Annotated in this window: 18 protein-coding genes; 6 read left to right on the forward strand and 12 right to left on the reverse strand. The window is 41.7% G+C overall.

Features of this window, described 5'->3' with window-relative positions; all coding sequences use genetic code 11:
• Positions 1 to 2,463, forward strand: coding sequence for a DNA topoisomerase IV subunit A (gene parC / locus BMW59_RS16815; protein ID WP_093054660.1), 2,463 nt, complete (start codon positions 1 to 3; stop codon positions 2,461 to 2,463).
• A 948-nt stretch (positions 2,464 to 3,411) separates the two neighbouring features.
• Here the strand turns inward: parC and BMW59_RS16820 are convergent.
• Positions 3,412 to 3,777 carry a replication termination protein gene (locus tag BMW59_RS16820; protein ID WP_093054662.1) on the reverse strand — a complete coding sequence of 122 codons (366 nt, stop codon included), beginning with the start codon at positions 3,775 to 3,777 and terminating at the stop codon, positions 3,412 to 3,414.
• Positions 3,778 to 4,304: 527 nt separating this feature from the next.
• Here BMW59_RS16820 and BMW59_RS16825 point away from each other — a divergent pair.
• The 3 genes from BMW59_RS16825 to BMW59_RS16835 all read left to right on the forward strand — a co-directional run bounded on the left by BMW59_RS16825 (position 4,305) and on the right by BMW59_RS16835 (position 6,587).
• Positions 4,305 to 5,138: an alpha/beta hydrolase gene (locus tag BMW59_RS16825; RefSeq protein ID WP_093054664.1), complete on the forward strand. Its 834-nt coding sequence runs from the start codon at positions 4,305 to 4,307 to the stop codon at positions 5,136 to 5,138.
• Positions 5,139 to 5,396: 258 nt separating this feature from the next.
• Positions 5,397 to 5,483: a YjcZ family sporulation protein gene (locus tag BMW59_RS16830; RefSeq protein WP_093054666.1), complete on the forward strand. Its 87-nt coding sequence runs from the start codon at positions 5,397 to 5,399 to the stop codon at positions 5,481 to 5,483.
• Positions 5,484 to 6,143: 660 nt separating this feature from the next.
• Positions 6,144 to 6,587, forward strand: coding sequence for an OsmC family protein (locus BMW59_RS16835; protein ID WP_093054668.1), 444 nt, complete (start codon positions 6,144 to 6,146; stop codon positions 6,585 to 6,587).
• Positions 6,588 to 6,715: 128 nt separating this feature from the next.
• Here the strand turns inward: BMW59_RS16835 and BMW59_RS16840 are convergent, their stop codons facing one another.
• Positions 6,716 to 8,161: a phospholipase D-like domain-containing protein gene (locus BMW59_RS16840; RefSeq protein WP_093054670.1), complete on the reverse strand. Its 1,446-nt coding sequence runs from the start codon at positions 8,159 to 8,161 to the stop codon at positions 6,716 to 6,718.
• A gap of 319 nt (positions 8,162 to 8,480) precedes the next feature.
• On the opposite strand from BMW59_RS16840, the gene BMW59_RS16845 reads away from it, so the two are divergent.
• The gene (locus BMW59_RS16845; protein WP_093054672.1) at positions 8,481 to 9,737 is read left to right on the forward strand and encodes a peptidoglycan-binding protein; all 1,257 of its coding nucleotides are present in this window, start codon (positions 8,481 to 8,483) and stop codon (positions 9,735 to 9,737) included.
• A 147-nt stretch (positions 9,738 to 9,884) separates the two neighbouring features.
• On the opposite strand, the gene BMW59_RS16850 is transcribed toward BMW59_RS16845, so the two are convergent.
• Entirely contained in the window at positions 9,885 to 10,289 is a 405-nt protein-coding gene (locus BMW59_RS16850; protein ID WP_177174403.1) for a DUF2203 domain-containing protein, read from the reverse strand.
• Positions 10,290 to 10,441: 152 nt separating this feature from the next.
• Between BMW59_RS16850 and BMW59_RS16855 the strand changes: the two genes are divergently transcribed.
• Positions 10,442 to 10,675, forward strand: a complete 234-nt coding sequence (locus tag BMW59_RS16855; protein WP_093054676.1) for a group-specific protein — start codon at positions 10,442 to 10,444, stop codon at positions 10,673 to 10,675.
• Positions 10,676 to 10,918: 243 nt separating this feature from the next.
• Here the strand turns inward: BMW59_RS16855 and BMW59_RS16860 are convergent, their stop codons facing one another.
• The 9 genes from BMW59_RS16860 to BMW59_RS16900 all read right to left on the reverse strand — a co-directional run bounded on the left by BMW59_RS16860 (position 10,919) and on the right by BMW59_RS16900 (position 17,652).
• Entirely contained in the window at positions 10,919 to 11,371 is a 453-nt protein-coding gene (locus BMW59_RS16860) for a cupredoxin domain-containing protein (RefSeq protein ID WP_093054678.1), read from the reverse strand.
• Between the two features lie 68 nt (positions 11,372 to 11,439).
• Positions 11,440 to 12,135 (reverse strand): M50 family metallopeptidase, encoded by a 696-nt coding sequence (locus BMW59_RS16865; protein WP_177174404.1) that lies wholly within the window; start codon positions 12,133 to 12,135, stop codon positions 11,440 to 11,442.
• A 13-nt stretch (positions 12,136 to 12,148) separates the two neighbouring features.
• On the reverse strand, positions 12,149 to 12,901 hold the full coding sequence (locus tag BMW59_RS16870; protein WP_093054706.1) for a Cof-type HAD-IIB family hydrolase: 753 nt from the start codon (positions 12,899 to 12,901) through the stop codon (positions 12,149 to 12,151).
• 26 nt (positions 12,902 to 12,927) lie between these two features.
• Positions 12,928 to 13,128: a hypothetical protein gene (locus tag BMW59_RS16875; RefSeq protein WP_093054708.1), complete on the reverse strand. Its 201-nt coding sequence runs from the start codon at positions 13,126 to 13,128 to the stop codon at positions 12,928 to 12,930.
• Positions 13,129 to 13,240: 112 nt separating this feature from the next.
• A complete protein-coding gene (gene speD / locus BMW59_RS16880) occupies positions 13,241 to 14,050 on the reverse strand; it encodes an adenosylmethionine decarboxylase (protein ID WP_093054682.1) in 810 nt (269 codons plus the stop codon).
• A 150-nt stretch (positions 14,051 to 14,200) separates the two neighbouring features.
• The gene (locus BMW59_RS16885) at positions 14,201 to 15,049 is read right to left on the reverse strand and encodes a sulfurtransferase (protein WP_093054684.1); all 849 of its coding nucleotides are present in this window, start codon (positions 15,047 to 15,049) and stop codon (positions 14,201 to 14,203) included.
• A gap of 20 nt (positions 15,050 to 15,069) precedes the next feature.
• On the reverse strand, positions 15,070 to 16,818 hold the full coding sequence (locus tag BMW59_RS16890; RefSeq protein ID WP_093054686.1) for a Rieske (2Fe-2S) protein: 1,749 nt from the start codon (positions 16,816 to 16,818) through the stop codon (positions 15,070 to 15,072).
• 175 nt (positions 16,819 to 16,993) lie between these two features.
• Positions 16,994 to 17,278, reverse strand: coding sequence for an HPr family phosphocarrier protein (locus tag BMW59_RS16895; protein WP_177174406.1), 285 nt, complete (start codon positions 17,276 to 17,278; stop codon positions 16,994 to 16,996).
• A 125-nt stretch (positions 17,279 to 17,403) separates the two neighbouring features.
• Positions 17,404 to 17,652: a hypothetical protein gene (locus BMW59_RS16900; protein WP_093054690.1), complete on the reverse strand. Its 249-nt coding sequence runs from the start codon at positions 17,650 to 17,652 to the stop codon at positions 17,404 to 17,406.
• Positions 17,653 to 17,754: the final 102 nt, after the last annotated feature.

Here is a 17,754-nt window from a genome sequence, read left to right on the forward strand (position 1 = left end):
TTGGAAGAGAAAGAGAGATACCTGGACCTTCCTCTCGAAGATGTTCTTGGGGACAGGTTTGGAAGATACAGTAAATATATAATACAGGACCGGGCACTCCCTGATGCAAGAGACGGTTTAAAGCCCGTTCAGCGGCGAATTCTTTACGCGATGCACATGGACAGGAATACAGCAGATAAGCCGTTCAGAAAGTCTGCAAAGACGGTCGGGAATGTTATCGGTAATTACCACCCGCACGGGGATTCGTCTGTTTACGAGGCTATGATCAGGCAGAGCCAGGATTGGAAAATGAGGCACCTGCTTGTCCAGATGCACGGCAATAACGGGTCCATTGACGGGGACCCGCCGGCAGCGATGCGTTATACAGAGGCAAGACTGTCTAAAATAGCCTCTGAAATGCTTATGGATATCGAAAAAGATACCGTTGATTTTATGCCTAACTTTGATGATTCACAAGAAGAACCGGTTGTTTTGCCAGCCAGTTACCCGAATTTGTTAGTCAACGGTTCCACCGGAATTTCCAGTGGGTACGCGACTGATATTCCGCCTCATCAGCTTGGTGAAGTGATTGATGCAGCCATACACCAAATGGAAAATCCGGATTGTACGATCGATCAGCTGATGACTTATATCCAGGGCCCTGATTTTCCGACGGGCGGTATTATTCAAGGTGTCGAAGGACTAAAAAAAGCGTACGAAACAGGTAAAGGGAAAATTATTCTCCGCGGGAAAGCTGAAGTGGAAACAGTCCGCGGCGGAAGAGAACAAATTATTATTACTGAAATCCCTTATGAAGTGAATAAAGCTAATTTAGTCAAGAAAATGGATGAACTGCGTCTGGACCGCAAAGTCGATGGTATTGCTGAAGTACGCGATGACACAGACAGAACCGGTTTACGAATTGTTATTGAATTAAAGAAAGAAGCAAATGCGAAAGGAATTTTGCACTTTCTATACAAGAACACCGACCTGCAGATTTCATATAACTTGAACATGGTCGCTATTTTTAATAAAACGCCAAGGCTTCTGAGCTTAAAACAGATGCTGGAAGCCTATATTAAGCACCAGAAAGAAGTTGTCACGAGACGGACGACATACGACTTGAATAAAGCAAAAGACAGAGCACATATTGTAGAAGGGCTCATTAAGGCCATATCCGTCCTGGACGAGGTCATAAGTACGATCCGTGCATCAAAGGACAAGAAACATGCAAAAGAGCAGCTGCAGGAGAAATTCCAGTTCAGCGAGCCTCAGTCTGAAGCTATTGTAAATTTACAGCTTTACCGCTTAACGAATACCGACATCACCACTCTTGAAAAAGAAGCTGGTGAACTGAAGAAAACTATAGAAAAATTAACGGCCATTTTATCAAGCGAAAAGAACCTTATTAAAGAGATTAAAAAAGAACTGCGGAAAATTAAAAAAACCTATGATGATCCCCGTAAGACAGTAATTGAAGAAGAAATTGAAGACTTAAAAATTAATCTTGAAGTTATGGTGCCTTCAGAAGACGTGAGAGTATCCGTAACGAAGGAAGGCTATGTTAAACGCTCAAGCCTCCGTTCTTACGCGGCATCCAACGGTGAACCGCCCGGCATGAAAGAAACGGACAGGCTGCTTTATTCACTCGAATTGAATACGACCGATACACTTCTTATATTTACTAAAAAAGGCTCCTACTTGTATTTACCAGTCCATATACTGCCTGAAATCAGGTGGAAAGACAGCGGCCAGCATGTAGCTAACCTTGTCACGATGGATCAGGATGATGAGATTACCCAAGTAGTGCCGGTCAGCCAGTTCGACGAAGAAAAATACCTTCTTTTTGCAACTAAAAACGGGATGATTAAACGGTCGATACTAAAAGATTATAAAGCGCAAAGACATTCGAGAGCTTTAATGGCTATTAAGTTAAAGAAAGACGATGAACTCGTTTATACAGCTTTAACAGATGGAAGCAAAGATATTTTCCTGGCAAGTCAATTAGGTTACGGTTTATGGTACAGTGAAGAAGAAGTCAGCATTACCGGGCAAAGGACAGCAGGTGTTAAGGCGATAAATTTAAAACCGGATGACCAGGTAATGAGCTGCCAGGCATTCGATCCTTCAAATGAGCCATGGATATTCCTGGTAACGCAGCGTGCTGCGATTAAAAAAATGAGTTTAAAATCATTTGAAAAAACGACTAGAGCAAAACGCGGCGTGATTATGCTGAAAGAATTGAAAAGACAGCCGCATCGCGTAGCATATGTGCATATGACAGCCTCTTTTGATACGGTGTATGTCCAGGCAACCGACGGCTCTATAGAATCAGCAACTATTAAGGATTTAAGAACTAATGACAGGTATACAAACGGATCGTTCCTTTTTGACACCTCACTCAAAGGAGAAGTTTACGACTCCTGGGTAGTAAAAGGAGATCCGCCGAAGACAGGCGATGAAGAGGAAAAAGGTCTCTCATAATAATTATTCTGAGGGCAAAGCACAAAAGACCGCCTACACAACTATTGTTGTTGCATAGGCGGTTTTTTTATTAGGTACTGGCAAACAGGTAATGTAGGCAGTAATGATATTATGTAAACTAGAGTCGCTATAAATCAGCAGGGGTCAGACCCCCCAGTAATTGGAAAAACAAACGGGTCGCAGAGTTTTTTTGGGGTGTGGTGTTTAGTTTGAAGGGTGCTTTAGATTATAATCATTCAAACTTACTGATAGAAAGGCTAAATACGCCGATTGAATTGTATTTTCGCTGATAGAAAACGATTTTCGCTGATTGAAATGATTTTTCGCCGATAGAAGTCACAAATTCGCTGATAGAACTGATATACAGGTACGGATAACTAATTAAAGTCATATAATATGAGAAATAATTAACTAAAATATCTAAAATGATCTGAAAAATTCATTTAAATTAGTTAAAAAATATTAAAGCTCAAATTTATTAAAGTTCAAATTTATAATCCAGACAGAGCTAAATTGATTTGCAGCGATCGATTAACAGATGTTGAAACAAATACAAAATTAAAAGCCCAATAATAACAACAGATAATAGCCAGAAGATAAATAATGCTGACGAGTTTTATAAATTTTTTATTCTGTCTCAAAACACAAAGAATACTTAGTAAATGAGACCAAAAATCCATTTTATCAATTGGTTCCTATAATTTATATTATGTAAACTAGAAATAAAAATAAAAAAGACCGGGTATTATACTCCGGCCCCTTTCCTTATTTAAACTTATTATCTTTTCTGAACCTCGAAACTTTTTACTACATCTAATTAATCTAACTTAATCAGCAACTTTGCTGAACTGCGCTTTACTATTTGCTCCAGAAGTTTTCCGTCTGTATAATTTTTTTCTGGCCTTATACGGAATACTTCTCAGATTGACATGCATTTACGTACAGCAATCATTTGTAGTTATCTTTAATAGCTTTTTGCAGCAGCCCGACACATCGGTCAAGCTCAACCTTAAGTTGTTTCTTATACCGCTGGGCTTCCTCATAATCTTTAAATCGGTAATAAACTACTTCCTGAAGTTTCATTCCTTCTTTAGGCTTCTTATATCTCTCCAGGATTCCGTCATCCATTAGTTCATGCAGTGATTTATAGATCTCAGAATGATTAGGTTTGTAGCCGTAAATTTTGAAATCATTTCTTAGCAAATCAAGAATCCGCAGGCCATACAATCTCTCCTGTTCAGTTAATGTAATTAAATAAAGTTTCAAAAAAGCTCTTTGCCTTAACAAAAAAGTACTGACATTTTTCTTTGCCATTCCCTATACCTCCTTTATTTTCTAAAACAATGTTCCAAATTTTCAGTCACTTCCACACTTCTCCATCTATTCCTCTTTTTCCTGCAAATCCTTAACTACTTTTTCTACTTATGGTAAAAGCGGGCAGCTAAACCGTCAAGAAATTGTCTTTACATGGTGCGTGGGATAAGATTTTATTTTTAATGATAATTTGGAACATAGTTATATTGGAACAATTAAGTTTCTTGATGGCCCTTGTTTTATCGGTATATAATAGCTTGAGATGTTTTAAGGGAAGCTTTTTTACGTCTCCAGATCGTTTTTATGAGATTGATATTTTAAGATCCCTGGCTTCCCTATTGACTCGACCACTTAACTGCCTTTTTAATTATGCTTAAAACGGCTCATAACTTTGATTTTATATACCCCTTTATATGGAGCGAGGATTACTGATTTTATTAGTGTGATAATTTGGAACATGGTTATTTTTGAACATTAAACTTAATGATTAAAGCTTCTACGCTGCTAACATACAGGAGGTGTGCTTTTTGACTGTAGTTATGAATAAATGGCTTCTCGCCCCCCTTATTTTGCTGGCTATAATTGGCCTATTATTTATTCTGTTATATTTTTTTCAAGCCAGGTTAATCTTTTTCCCGCAGTCCATTACGCAGCATGAAGCCGAACAGATTACCGGCCAGTATGAACGAGCTGAGGAAATTTCTTTTCATGCCGACGGAGGTAATCAGCTGCATGGGTGGCTCCTTCATCCTGAACAGGAAACTGGAAAGAACCGCCTTCTTATTTATTACGGCGGCAATGCCGAAGAACTATCTGCACAGATCCCTATGATGACAGAACGCCTGGATGACTGGTCGGTGCTTCTGGTCAATTATAGAGGCTATGGGAAAAGCGAAGGACGCCCGGAGGAAGAAAACCTTTATAACGATGCTTTGTTAATTTATGATGTGATACAAGATGAATTTGACAACGGGCTGGATTCTACAGTTCTTATGGGAAGAAGCATCGGTACAGGTATCGCCACTAAAGTAGCAGCCGAGCGTCATGCAGATGGTTTAGTTCTCGTTTCGCCATTTGACAGCCTTGAAGAAGTCGCCAGCAGGCACTATTCTTTTCTTCCCGTTTCATTACTGTTGCGCTTTTCCTTTGACTCTGTCTCAAGGATTAATGAGATTTCAGGTCCTTTGCTTGTCATAACCGGCGATGAGGATGAAATAGTACCGGAAAGCCATACTGAGGCTTTGTTAAAAGACTATACAGGCTCCCTTCAATACGAGCAGTTACAAGGAAGAGGCCATAATGACCTTCATCTCGACCCTCAATTCTGGAAAGCGCTGCGTGAATTCTTACGCAGCAAATAGGCGGTATTAATATATTTACTGAGGCCTTTTAGTCCTTTAAAATTTCTCGTTTTACCTAGAAACAATGATAATTTGGAACATAGTTATTTTTGAATAAATTAAAAAATAAAGACCCTTTTTTGGGTAAGTTTGCCCTAATTCACCCATTTGCAGAAAAAAATATTCAAAAGTATATAAATGTCTAATCAATTTCTCTCCTTCTTGAATACCGTAAACTAGTGGTAATTACCACAATAATAAAAGAGGAGGGAAACTATTATGTCTTACGGATACAAAAACAGCTTTGCGTTGATTGTTGTATTGTTTATCCTTTTAGTTATTGTAGGTGCAGCTTACTGTTACTAAAACTAAAAATAATAGCCTGAGTGATTAACATTTATGAGGCTTAGACAATAGTGACCTCAAAGAAATCCGGACAATATTAATATTGTCCGGATGTTTTTTTGATAAAAGTATTGATTTAAGACTACAATGACGACGATGCCCCAACTAGTTAAGAGACTTGCTGGTAAGCAGCCCCGCATGAGAATAGAACTTTGTCCCCTGATTACTCTTCGTGCTTATGTAACCGCTCATACGAACGTTTGCTCCCCTGTCTTCTTTTTCTCTTTATGAACTCTAATTAAACCTCTTATTTGCACAAAATAAATCTGGACAGCGACAGAATTAGATTATTTGATTTTTAGCGCTGTCCGCACAGTATAAATGCAAATGTAAGGAGCTCCTGATCAATTTAAACCTCTTTTACATGCATAAATGCCTCTATTATAAACTGTCTGCTTTAAACTGACCCGATAAACCGCTGAGTCTCCAGTTTAACTATTTAGGTATGGCTACTGCCGCTTAATCACCACCGCCTCTACATCAGTGGGTTTTTAATGGGGGAAACGTTAAAAGTTTAACAATCAAACTCTCCGGAAATAGACCTGAGAGTTAGCTTACAGCTTACATCTGGAAAAAATGATCTTGATCAATTTATGAACCATACTTAAGGAGGTATATAAAATGAGCAATAAGAAAATGACCTTTCAAGTTACTGGAAGGACGGAACAAATGAAAGCTGATCTGGAAACTAATGGCCACAAGGTGATTATAGACGAACCGGCCGGTATGGGCGGAACTGATCAGGGCCCGGATCCTCTTTCAAATATGCTCGCTTCCCTTGCCGGTTGTGAGAACGTGATTGCCAATATGGTTGCTAAAGATATGGATTTTGACCTTCAATCCATCGAATTTAATATTCATGGTGAACTCGATCCGCGAGGTCTCATGGGCGATGAAAATGTCCGCCCATATTTTGAAAAGGTCCAAATCAATGCGAAAGTGTCCACCAGCGAGTCACAGGAACGCATTGAAGAACTCAAGGAAAAAACAGATTCCCGCTGTCCCGTTTTCACGACACTCCAAGCCGCGGGCGTGGAGCTTGAAGCAAATTGGACGAAAGCTTAATTTTTTGTAAGACTCATTAATCAGGAAAAAACCAGGGGCTCCCCTGGTTTTTTTATAAGCTCACTTTTCTTTACATGTATCTTTCACTTAATCTTTTTGTACTTTCGTGTCCTTTTACTTCTAAACCTCTAAAGCAGATGTTCAAAAAACCTTGTAAAGAAAGCCCACACATTTTTTCTGAACCTCTTAGCAGCCGGGACGTCTGCTTCTTCTGCAAACTCGCTTTCTTTAAAAGATCCATCATCTTTTACTACCAGACTCTCATGCGTCATAAGCTTGTCCACGTGATCTCTTAACTCCATGGCCACTTCTTCGCTATCTACTACAATCATACTTTCCGTACTCAAATACACGCTTCTCGGATCTAAATTAAATGAACCGATCATACTGATTCTGTCATCGATCATATAGGATTTCCCGTGGATAGACTGGTCTGGCCCCTGATATTCGTGCACATCCGCCAAGGTACCAGCAAGCTCTTCCCTGTGTCTCGCATAGCCTCCAAACGCAGGAAGGTTCGGACTGGCCGCCAGCGAATTAGTCAATATGTCAACTTCTGACGCGGCAATATTGTCTAGATCCAAATGCTTCATCACCCGGTCGGAAGGTATAATAAACGGACTTTGCATAAAGATATACTCCTCTGCACTCTCAAGCAGGTTTGTAATATCCCTCCACACTAACGGCTCTTTATTCATTCGTTCAATAGGATTATGAATAAATGTCACTTTTCTGGTCGGTAAAGAACGTTCTTCCCAGTCAATTTCCTGATGAAATAATTCGCTGTAGGAATAATGAAACTCATCCAGTATTTCTCTCAACTCATTAAGCTGGTCTTCTCCTGCCTCATGCTGCCTCTCTGACACGTCCTCTGTCTGGGACTGGGAAAAATCATGGTTCCAGACATAATCAAAGTAATTTTGTATATCTCCTATGACACTTTCGGAAGCGTTCCCGGCAGCTGTATTATATATCACGGCATCACGGTCATTTGTCGCCCCTTCAAACCCTTCAGGGGCAAAATATCTGTCTCCAATATTTCTACCGGTAATCATCGACAGATTATTATCTGAAATAACAAGTTTATCGTGCAACCTGTTATTAAGCGTCCACGGTCTTAGCAGGTCCACCGGTTCATAAAATTTTAACTCGATATTAGGATGGCTGGCAAATGCATAAACAATATCTGTGTATTCCCCTCTCATCCCATGGAACATGCCATCTAAAAGCACTCTGACTTGCACTCCCCTGTCTGCCGCTTCCACGATGGTGGCATGGAAAATATCCGCTGCACTGCCTTCAGTGAGCTTAAAGTTTGTAATATCCAGCGTTTCTTCTGCATTTTCCTTAATATTATTCCTTGCTTCTTTCGATTCCAGCCTTCCTTCAATAAGAGCCACTCTGTCATCCGATTCGTCATCTCCATAAAAACGCTCCGGATCGTGATCTTTCGGGATGCTGTCTGAGTCATATCCCGACAGCTGAAAAATGAATAATCCGGAGATTAGCGCATAAAGGACATATGCAAAAATGATAAATAATACGATACCTGCTATTCGTTTAATTTTTCTCACCTCTTCTGCTGCATATAAACTGGAAAATTATTTGATCTGCAACCCGTATACCCTTTTTTATTTAAACTTACCCGTCGAACTCCCCGGGATAGGTATCACACAACAGGCGCTGTATAAGTCTTTCATTGTCTAACCCCGGAATTGTCCGTGTATAACAGCCCTTTAAAAATTCCAAAATCAGACAACCAGGAGGATATTATACATTATTCTTTTATTACAATCTGTTTTCACCTGTTTTAAACATTACTCAGATTGTACTATCTCATTTTCATTGTCTATATGGATTACCTAAGTTTGAAAATCAAGGAGGCAAACAAATATGAGTTTATTAAAATCAACGTTAAAGTCTGTTGTACTGACTTTAACAGGGTTAGCCGTCTTTTTGGTGGTTACTCCTGCAGCAGCTGACGCAGAAAATGATAAGGAATTTGGAGAAAAAATGCTGGGAAAAGGGAAAAGTCATTCTCATGTAGTGGAACTGCAGGAACTGCTTGAAGCGCATGGCTACATAGAAGACAGTGTGCAGGAAGGAGTATTCGATCAAGCAACGTATGAGGCTGTTACGGCGTTTCAACAGGAGAGCGGCATTTTTGTCGATGGTTTGGCAGGCCCGCAAACAATAGGAGCCTTGTCAATTTTGCAAAAAGGTGATGAGGGCGAAACGGTTCTCGCCCTTCAGGAAGACCTTCACCGTCTCGGCTATTACCGGGCAGCCATTGATGGCATATTCGGTCCTCTCACTCACCAGGCAGTCAAAGACTTCCAGGCAGCAGAAAATATATTAGCTGATGGGCTTGCTGGTCCGCAAACATACGGTGCTTTACATCTGGCCGCTCAAGCTCATACTGTAACTGGGGAGTCGGAACAAAATAAAGAGAACTCAAAAGAAGAAAAAACTGAGCCGGTAAAAACTGATGAAAACAAAGAAGCAGGAATAGATGAAAACGGTAATAAAGATGACGAGGTAAATGAATCATCTGATCAGGCTGAAGAACCAGTTTCAGCTATGGATGATGCAGCAGAATCGGAGGACACAGCTGAAGAGACAATCAGTTCCGCTTCAGAAGAGGCCTCTGAGGAAGAAACGACCGAAGAACACACTGAGGAAGCCGCTGATAATAATGCAGACCAAGGGTCAGAAGAATCACCTGACGACACAGCAGCATCTGCGGAGGCAGAAGAAAATTCAGAGGAAGAGAGTCAGGAAACTGAAGCAGATGAAAGTTCTGATAGCTCATCAAACGCCAGTGCTGACAGTCAAAGCGAGTCATCAGGTTCTACAGAGGGAACAGTCTTGACCGTAGAAGCTACCGCCTATACCGCTTATTGCAACGGGTGTTCAGGTATGACTTACACCGGCCTGGACCTTAGAAACAATCCGGATAAAAAAGTGATAGCCGTGGACCCGAATATTATTCCTCTAGGCTCAAAAGTATATGTTGAAGGATACGGGACAGCAGTTGCAGGAGATATTGGCGGCGCTATAAAAGGCCATAAAATAGATTTATTTATGCCTGACAGAACTGACGCAATCCAATTTGGCCGGCGGACCCTGGAAATCACTGTGCTGGACTGATTTCCTGCTGCCCGACTAACGGCGTGCTCCCTATGATTGCTCACCTTCACTTATATGGACATAAAAGAAGCCTGCCGTTTCTTCGGCAGGCTTCTTAAACTTTCCCAGGTCAACCAAAAGGTCTGTAGATTCCTATTGCCAAAAAAATTATAACTCATCAAGAGGTTTGCGCCCGGCAAATCCTTCCTCTTCTGTATGGTAATGAGTAATCTCCTCTTCCCCTTCTTTCCAGCAAAGTAGAATTTTTTTATTATCTTTTTTGGAAGGAAAATCAATCAGTCCAGGATCTATACCTTTCAACTGAGCTCCTGTATCTTGGATGTTGCTTACGTGAAGCTGAGCCTGTATTTCCAGAAATTCCAGTTCACTTTCTATTTTGAAAACTTTGTCTGTATCTGTTTGGACGTGTTGGCCGTCTGATTTCTTAATAGACTCCAACTCTTTAAATTTATCATCAAATTTGAACTGAAGTTTCTTTAACTCATTTAACTCCTTCTTAAATGCAGGAATCAGTTTATTTGCTTTCTCAACCGAAAAATAAGTTGTTGACACTGTTTTCACCTCCAGTATAAACCTAGTATAATAAAGGTTTTTAAACGTATAAAGAAATTTGCCTGATAGTAAAAATTTTCCCTGAAGTATTTAAATTTAAACCGCTATAAGTCATACTATTATTATCTCACTATATGAAAAGAGGGCTAATCATGGGAGAATGCAATATGGATCACTCTAAAGAAGACGTACTCAAAAAGTTTGAATCTCAGCGGGAGGATCTCCCTGAGAATTTATCCAGCCAATGGGTCAGTTTCCTTGAAAATGATTTAACCCAGTCTGACTTAAATACGGCTTTCCACCTTCTTAAGAAGTATGACCTGGCTTCCGAAGACGAAAGACGCGAAAGAGAAAAGAAAATGAAGGAACTTTTCCACTACTATTAAATATGATACTTACAATTCCATCTGGTGTGTGATAGACTATTGTCGCTCGGCATGACGAGCATCTCTCCTCTCATTATTAGAAGTTGGTTTGGCGGCCACCTTCTATTATAACGAGAGGAGTTTTTTCTGTTACCACCCTTAAAGGTTAATTTTCACACAGGCAGAGCCTGTGGTTTAAAAAGTAATCACAAAAAAGAGGAGCCGCTTTAATGGCGGTCCTCTTTTTTGTGTGTTTTACGATAATTATTTGACAACCAAATAGGCAATCATTGGGCCATTATCTTCTATTGAAGCATGAGCCGTACAGATGAGCCGGTAAACCCCTGGTGAATCGAACTGGAGGTTTAAGACCGTCTCTTCTCCTTTTTTAACTTTACCCGACACTTCCGTCCCTTCAATGATAAAAGGATGCTCTTTCCCATTGACCCCAAAGATACTCAATGTTACTGGCTCGCCTGCCGGCAGATAAACAGTCCCCGGGTCCCACCGGTAAGATTCTATAACCTTTCCGTCTTCAGTTTCCGATTTGAATTCTCCGGTAACCATATTTATTTTGTAAGTGTCACCTGAGTCCGAAAAAACGTGAGTGCCGTCAGATTCAGGCATAAATAATATAAACGCGGAAACCCCTGCCAGCACGGCTCCTGCCAACAAGAAGCCTATCATTATACGTCCTTTTACTATAAAAAAATTCAAACTAAATCCCCCCAGCTTGTATTTGTTTAACTATACGCGCCAGAGGGAGAAAACTTGTCTTATATTAATTAAAATAGCCATAAAAATTCTATTATGGATCCAGCATCGTATCCAGCAAGGATGAACACCCCGAAGGCAAAAAAGAAGGTTCCTTGCAAAAGAAAGAAAAAGCCCCAAAATGGTGCGGGTATCTTCGTTGCTTCTGCAAGTGCTGAAGCATCCCCGGCCTGGCCATTGCCTTTGATAGATAACATAAATATGACCCAGCAGCTGATAAACGCCTGGATAAGAAGGGCCGCACCAATAATAGTAATCGAATATTCGAACCAGTTTCCGTACTGGTTTGTATAAATGATATATAGCGCCCCGCAGACAGACAAGCCCCATAGCCAGCCAAGCACATTTCTGACCCAGAAAAGCAAACTATATATAAGCAAAGCTCCTAATCCAACCGCTAAATAGTCATACCAGTGTTGGGTAAGGACAAAAATATAGACGACACTGGCTATCGAAGCAGCCGGATAGCCTGCAAGAAGGGTAAGCACTTTTCCTCCCCAGCCTTTGTGCCTTGTTATTGTAAGGCCGCCGGTATTTTTAAACAGCGAGACGGAAGTGACCCTGCCGCCAGTCAAAACAGCTGTAAACGCATGGCCGCTTTCATGGATCATCGTGTTAAACAGCTTAAAGTACGGCCCTGCAACAGGCAAGTAGGAAATAATCGCCACGATGAAGAAAATAATTAGAAAATCGAAAAGGTCTGTCACGTCAATACTCCGCTTACTCTTTCCTTAAAGCGAATTTTTGGATCGCTTTGGCGACTCCGGCTTCATTGTTTTCAGCAGTCACCCAGTCAGCACTCTCTTTTACATCCGGCTGGGCATTTCCCATGGCTACCCCGTAACCTGCCTCTTTAATCATCGCGATATCATTTAAACTGTCCCCTACAGCAAGGACGTTGCCCATGTGGCAGTTAAGTTCTTCGCACAATTTAGTTAAAGCCACCGCTTTATTGACTCCGGCAGCATTAATTTCTATATTGGTAAGGCTCGAATTGCTTACTTCCAGTTCCTGATGATTAGAAAGCAAGTCAAAGACCGTTTCTCTCACCTCATCATCCTTAATATCAAACCCGAATTTCAGCCATTCATGATTCGGAATGTCTTCAGGCATGTCGTTTTTCCAGACACGGTTTACTGACGCGGCCCAATGGTGAATGCTATGTTTATTTTTCAGCTCAATCATCATTTCAATGAGATCACTTTTCATCATTGTCCTGTCCAGCAATTCGCCATCCTTATTCCATATCTCGCTTCCGTTTCCTGTGACAAGATAAGAGTCCAGTTCCAGCTCTTTCGCATAATCTTCACAGGCCATCAGCGAACGCCCTGTACACAGGACGACTTCCATGCCTTGTTTTTTTGCCTCTTTAATAGCCTGCCTGTTAGGCTCAGGCACTTCGTGATTATCATTCAACAGCGTCCCGTCCATATCCAAAGCAATTAACTTAATCTCCTGAGGTTCTTTTTTCATCATCTGCTCAACTCTTTCCTGATAAATTAAAAGTAGACGTAATAAACAACAGTTAAGATTAACGCAGGAATGAACGTTACGGCATAAATAATTGAAAGGTTAGTAAAGTGCTTTCCTGATTTTTTTTCATACTCGTCATCCCGTGGATTCACTCCTACCATAATTGTTCCAATTAAAGCCGCAAGACAAATAATTCCTCCGATAATTAAATAAGGTAACATATTCATATTTGCCACCATCCTCCCGCTTATCATTGTACTAAAAAAACACAGGTCAGCCCACACTTCAGCTTTAAAAAAGGGGACCATCACGTGTAATGGTCCCTGCTCAGCTGCTATTTTACTTTGGAATATTTCTTCCGTAATAAATTTCATCCATTTCATGAGTGAGCTTTTCTGTTATTTCTTTTCGCTCCTCTTCATATAATTCCTGCTTATTATAACCGAATAAGTAATTATCCAGGTCAAAGTTTTTCAGCTTGCATTTCGTATGAAAGATGTTTTCCTGATAAATATTCACATCGATCATATCAAACTGTTCTTTCACTTCTTCCGGAATATAATTCTGTATGGAATTGATGTCATGGTCGATAAAAAGTTTATGTCCATTAACATCCCTCGTAAAGCCGCGGACTCTGTAATCCATTGTCATGATATCTGTATCAAAAGAATGAATCAGGTAATTTAATGCTTTTAATGGTGATATTTCCCCGCATGTGGACACATCAACATCCGCCCTGAAGGTACTGATTCCATCAACTGGATTATACTCTGGGTAAGTGTGCACCGTGATGTGGCTTTTATCCAGGTGCAGGACAGCAGATTCAGGCAAAGGTCCCGGGGACTCTTCGAATGCAGAAGTAGGCGCTTCTTCTACCGGCCCCTCAGCAATCAGCATCGTGACACTGGCTCCCTGTGGCTCATAATCCTGTTTCGCAATGTTCAGAACGTGAGCGCCAATGACGCTTGCTACATCTTCAAGAATAGCTGTCAGCCTGTCAGCATTATATTGTTCATCAATATACTGAATATAGGCTTCCCGTTCTGATTTCGTTTTCGTATAACAGACGTCATACATATTAAAACTTAATGATTTTGTCAGATTATTAAATTCATGCAGTTGAATTCGTTCATCAGGTGTCAGACTCATAGCAACATTCCCCGTTTTAAATCAAAATTAACTGGCCTTTAAAAGCCTGTACTCTCAATACCCTCTGCTTTTTCTTATTAAACTTTCCGAATAAGAAAGGGTAAAGCGTTAAGCATGTAGATATTATACCAGACTGACATGGTGAATATGTTATTTTTTTGCATTTTTCTCAGCCCTTGCAACCGGGGCACCTTCATACGATATCCAGTCACTCCAGCTCCCGGCATAAAGCCTCGGCTTTGCTCCCGCTTCAGTCAGTGCCAGAACATTAACACACGCTGTCACACCCGAGCCGCAATAAACTACTAATTCTTTCCCTGTTTCTATATATTTTTTCAGGTCTTTTGCGTGCTGGTCCGCTCTTTTCCAGACTCCCCGCTCATCCGTCCGCTCTTCCCAGTTTTCCTGGACAGCCCCTGGAATGTGCCCGGCTACAGGATCAATAGGCTCGCTCCTGCCCTCGTACCTTTCTTTATTTCGTGAATCAATCAGCAGCACATGATTTAATTTTCCTTTAAGGTCGCCGGCATTGACAAGCATAGAAGGATGCACCTCAGGGATAAAGGTGACAGGATCAGGTTCGGGCACCTCAGATGTCGTGTCATACCCTTTTCTTTTCCATTCTGAAAAGCTATCTTTAAGGACGTAAGCACGAGGGTGACCCGCATATGTCAGCATCCACCAGAGCCGGGAGGCCATAGCCCCGGCCTGGTCATCGTATATCACCACCGTTTTTTCTTTGGAGATTCCTGCATTTCCTACCATTAAAGAAAAGCCCTCCAGCGACGGCAGCGGATGCCTCCCTCCATGTTTTCCGACCGGGCCTGATAAATCTTTTTCGAGATCCATATACACCGCACCGGGGAGATGCTCCTTGTCGTACGCTTTCTTTCCTGCATCCGGGTCTTTTAAGTTGAAACGGCAGTCAACTACAGCGACATCCGCCTGATTAAGTCTGCCGGCAAGCCAGTCTGAGTCAACTATGTTAGACACACTCATTAAACTCACCCTCTCTTATATTATGACTCATTTTCTTCGAATAATTTTTCGCCGTAATGGAGCCGCCAGGCGATTTTTCCGACTCGCGGAATCTCCCTTGCCGTAGGGGCGTGAGCGGCCAGATACCTGGCTGCAGCGATAATCATCGTTTCCTGGGCATATTCGGCTAATGTATTTCCTTCCGCTTCCCCTTCCCCGCTCCAGAGATCAAATTCCCTGCTTGCCGCTTCATACATCTGATAAGAATGAAAATCTGCATCTTCTCTTAATAAAGCGTGGCCAAGTGTATTAAATAATGCGTCTGTATCTTTACTCTGGTGCAGATAATTGGCTGCCCACTGCCCCGCCTCATTTACCTGCTGCTGAATATCTAATATCTTTAAAAAATCATCTGCTATAAGAGGTTCATCCTCTTTTTGGCCGACTGGGCGTTTAGTTGAAGGAATATTAAGAAACCGGTCCAGATAGACAGAAACTGCTGCATGGTAAACAGCACGGATGAGAGCCGGTTCATTTGTTCTTCTAAGCGACTCATGAACGGCATGGGCATGGGTAAACGTATGAAGGACGGTAATCCAGTCATTGAAGTCGTTCTGGATATGAAAACGGACAATCCGTTCGGCCGCTGCCAAAGAAACAATTTGGGCTACTTTAACAGGGGACGCCCCGTTTTTAAACGTTTCTGTCAGAGCGTGAATCATCGTGATCGGCTGATCCGACAGAATCACTTCAAGTAACTCTTTTTCATCGAACGGGACAGGATCTTCAGGAAATGGGAGACGGTCAATCTCCTGAAAGGCGGCTTTTAAAGGTGTGACTAGATTAACCGGTGCCTGCCAACTGTGTAGTTCTTCGCTTCTTACCGCATTGGAAAACAACGGAGTTAACGAAGCAAAAATAGATTTTTTTAAACCGGTGTCCGCAAGTTCAGCCGCTTCGAAAGCTTTATTATGAAAATCAAGCAAATGGCCGGCATCCATATAGAAGTGGTCCGTGGCAGCAGTCATCATCATTGAAGAAATTTCTTCATCAGGCATGCCGCTCTCGACCGCGGTCAGAACAATTCTTTCCGCTCCTTGGGAGTCTCTTACTTCTGTACAGTTCCGGTACCATGTTTTCAAACGATCAGCATTTCCGCTAAAACCGCTAAGCGGTCCGGTCAGGTGTTTAGGCGGCTGCCCGGCGCAGTCACCCGCTACCCGCCTTAAGCCTTGATAAAGAGCCTGAATCCGGCCCTGGGTATCCAGTTTCGGCAAACTATTGCTCATAGCTGTCAGAATCGTGAGTCCCGGTCCCCAGCCGTGGTTGCGGTGTGTGGTTCCGAATTGTATCCCTATTTTGATTATCTCTTGAGCGGGGACATCTGCGTTGATTAACCCTACAACAGATTTAGCAATCACCAGCCCGAGGTTCTGCTCGAGGCCTTTCATGAGCCGCTGCTTATATTTTTCCTTTTTGTCTGACACTGTTATTGCCTGGTTGACCCAAAGCTCGCCATTTTCTTCTTTCGTTTCATAGACCGGGACGTCATCGGCCCACGGGTCCAGAGTCCCGCCGCTGCAAACATCAAACCTCGCATGGTGCCAATGGCATGTTAAAATCCCGTCGCACAAGCTCCCAGTGTGAAGCGGGAACCCCATATGGGGACAGCGGTTATCAACGGCATAAAAATCTCCTTCATGATAAAAAACACCGATCCCGCCTTTAATCACTTTCGCTTTTTCTTCCTGCAGACTTTTAACGGAACCTGCGGACACCCAATTAGCCATTTCTATCCCTCCATTTCAGGTTTTACCTGGTATGTAGAACGTACTGTCTTTATCTTAAAGGAAGTGGCTTTATTATTGAACAATTTCGACAATATTATTATCCTCCCATTTAAAAAAACCGTGCAAACCTTCATATAGCTGAAGGGCCGCACGGGTAATGGTCCAGTGGGATATTTTAACTTTCCTTTAAAACAGGCGGGGAACAGGATGACAGGAAAAATTCTTCGATGTGACCAAGTGCCTCTTCGGCATCTGAGCCTTCAGCAATGAGTGTTACCTCATCACTCTCTTTTAACAAAATCATAACCTGGACAGCCCCGAGCACACATTTGGGGTTATAAGCAATAGTGCCTTTATACATATACACATCACTGGCATACTGGCTGCACAAATGGACGAATGATAAAATCGCGGGTACGCTGAATGGGTCTTTAACCTGAATCACCTTTTGTACCTTCATTGTAATCCCCCTTTTGTGCATTTGTAGTCTTAGTAATATATTAACTGGTCCGCTACTTTAAAACTTGAAATGTGGAAGAAAATTTATCACTTTTTTTCGTCAGGCCCTTCCGGTAACGTCAACAGCTAAATCCAGGAAAAGCCACCCGGACGGTCTTTTTTCTCTTTCGCTTCGTCTTGTTTAGTTACAGACTGTTCCTGTTTAGTTTCAGTCTGTTCCGGTTGCGGTTTTTTAGGCTGCTCTCTTTGGGGACGTCTTCCAAAGAGAAGCTGAGACCACGGATCGACGGGTCTTTGTGTCGTGTCATGGCTTTTTTCTTGCTCTTTTGCTTCTGATGTTTGTTTTGGTTCCTCCTTGTTTTTCTTCTCTTTCACTGGTAACCCTCCTCGTATATTATATTTAAGCCCATAATTGAGCTTATAAATTTCTTTACACCCAAGGCTTTTTGATTGGGCGTCTCAAGATATTTCTAGATA

The sequence above is a fragment of the Salipaludibacillus aurantiacus genome, assembly GCF_900111295.1.
Lineage (GTDB): Bacteria > Bacillota > Bacilli > Bacillales > Salisediminibacteriaceae > Salipaludibacillus > Salipaludibacillus aurantiacus.

Bases quoted from the DNA above. Each gene is read 5' to 3' on its own strand.
- BMW59_RS16830 (WP_093054666.1), top strand. From the start codon at position 5,397: ATGTCTTACGGATACAAAAACAGCTTTGCGTTGATTGTTGTATTGTTT.
- BMW59_RS16820 (WP_093054662.1), bottom strand. From the start codon at position 3,777: ATGGCAAAGAAAAATGTCAGTACTTTTTTGTTAAGGCAAAGAGCTTTT.
- BMW59_RS16875 (WP_093054708.1), bottom strand. From the start codon at position 13,128: ATGAATATGTTACCTTATTTAATTATCGGAGGAATTATTTGTCTTGCG.
- BMW59_RS16885 (WP_093054684.1), bottom strand. From the start codon at position 15,049: ATGAGTGTGTCTAACATAGTTGACTCAGACTGGCTTGCCGGCAGACTT.
- speD (WP_093054682.1), bottom strand. From the start codon at position 14,050: ATGAGTCTGACACCTGATGAACGAATTCAACTGCATGAATTTAATAAT.
- BMW59_RS16835 (WP_093054668.1), top strand. From the start codon at position 6,144: ATGAGCAATAAGAAAATGACCTTTCAAGTTACTGGAAGGACGGAACAA.
- BMW59_RS16870 (WP_093054706.1), bottom strand. From the start codon at position 12,901: ATGAAAAAAGAACCTCAGGAGATTAAGTTAATTGCTTTGGATATGGAC.
- BMW59_RS16895 (WP_177174406.1), bottom strand. From the start codon at position 17,278: ATGAAGGTACAAAAGGTGATTCAGGTTAAAGACCCATTCAGCGTACCC.
- BMW59_RS16890 (WP_093054686.1), bottom strand. From the start codon at position 16,818: ATGGCTAATTGGGTGTCCGCAGGTTCCGTTAAAAGTCTGCAGGAAGAA.
- BMW59_RS16855 (WP_093054676.1), top strand. From the start codon at position 10,442: ATGGGAGAATGCAATATGGATCACTCTAAAGAAGACGTACTCAAAAAG.
- BMW59_RS16845 (WP_093054672.1), top strand. From the start codon at position 8,481: ATGAGTTTATTAAAATCAACGTTAAAGTCTGTTGTACTGACTTTAACA.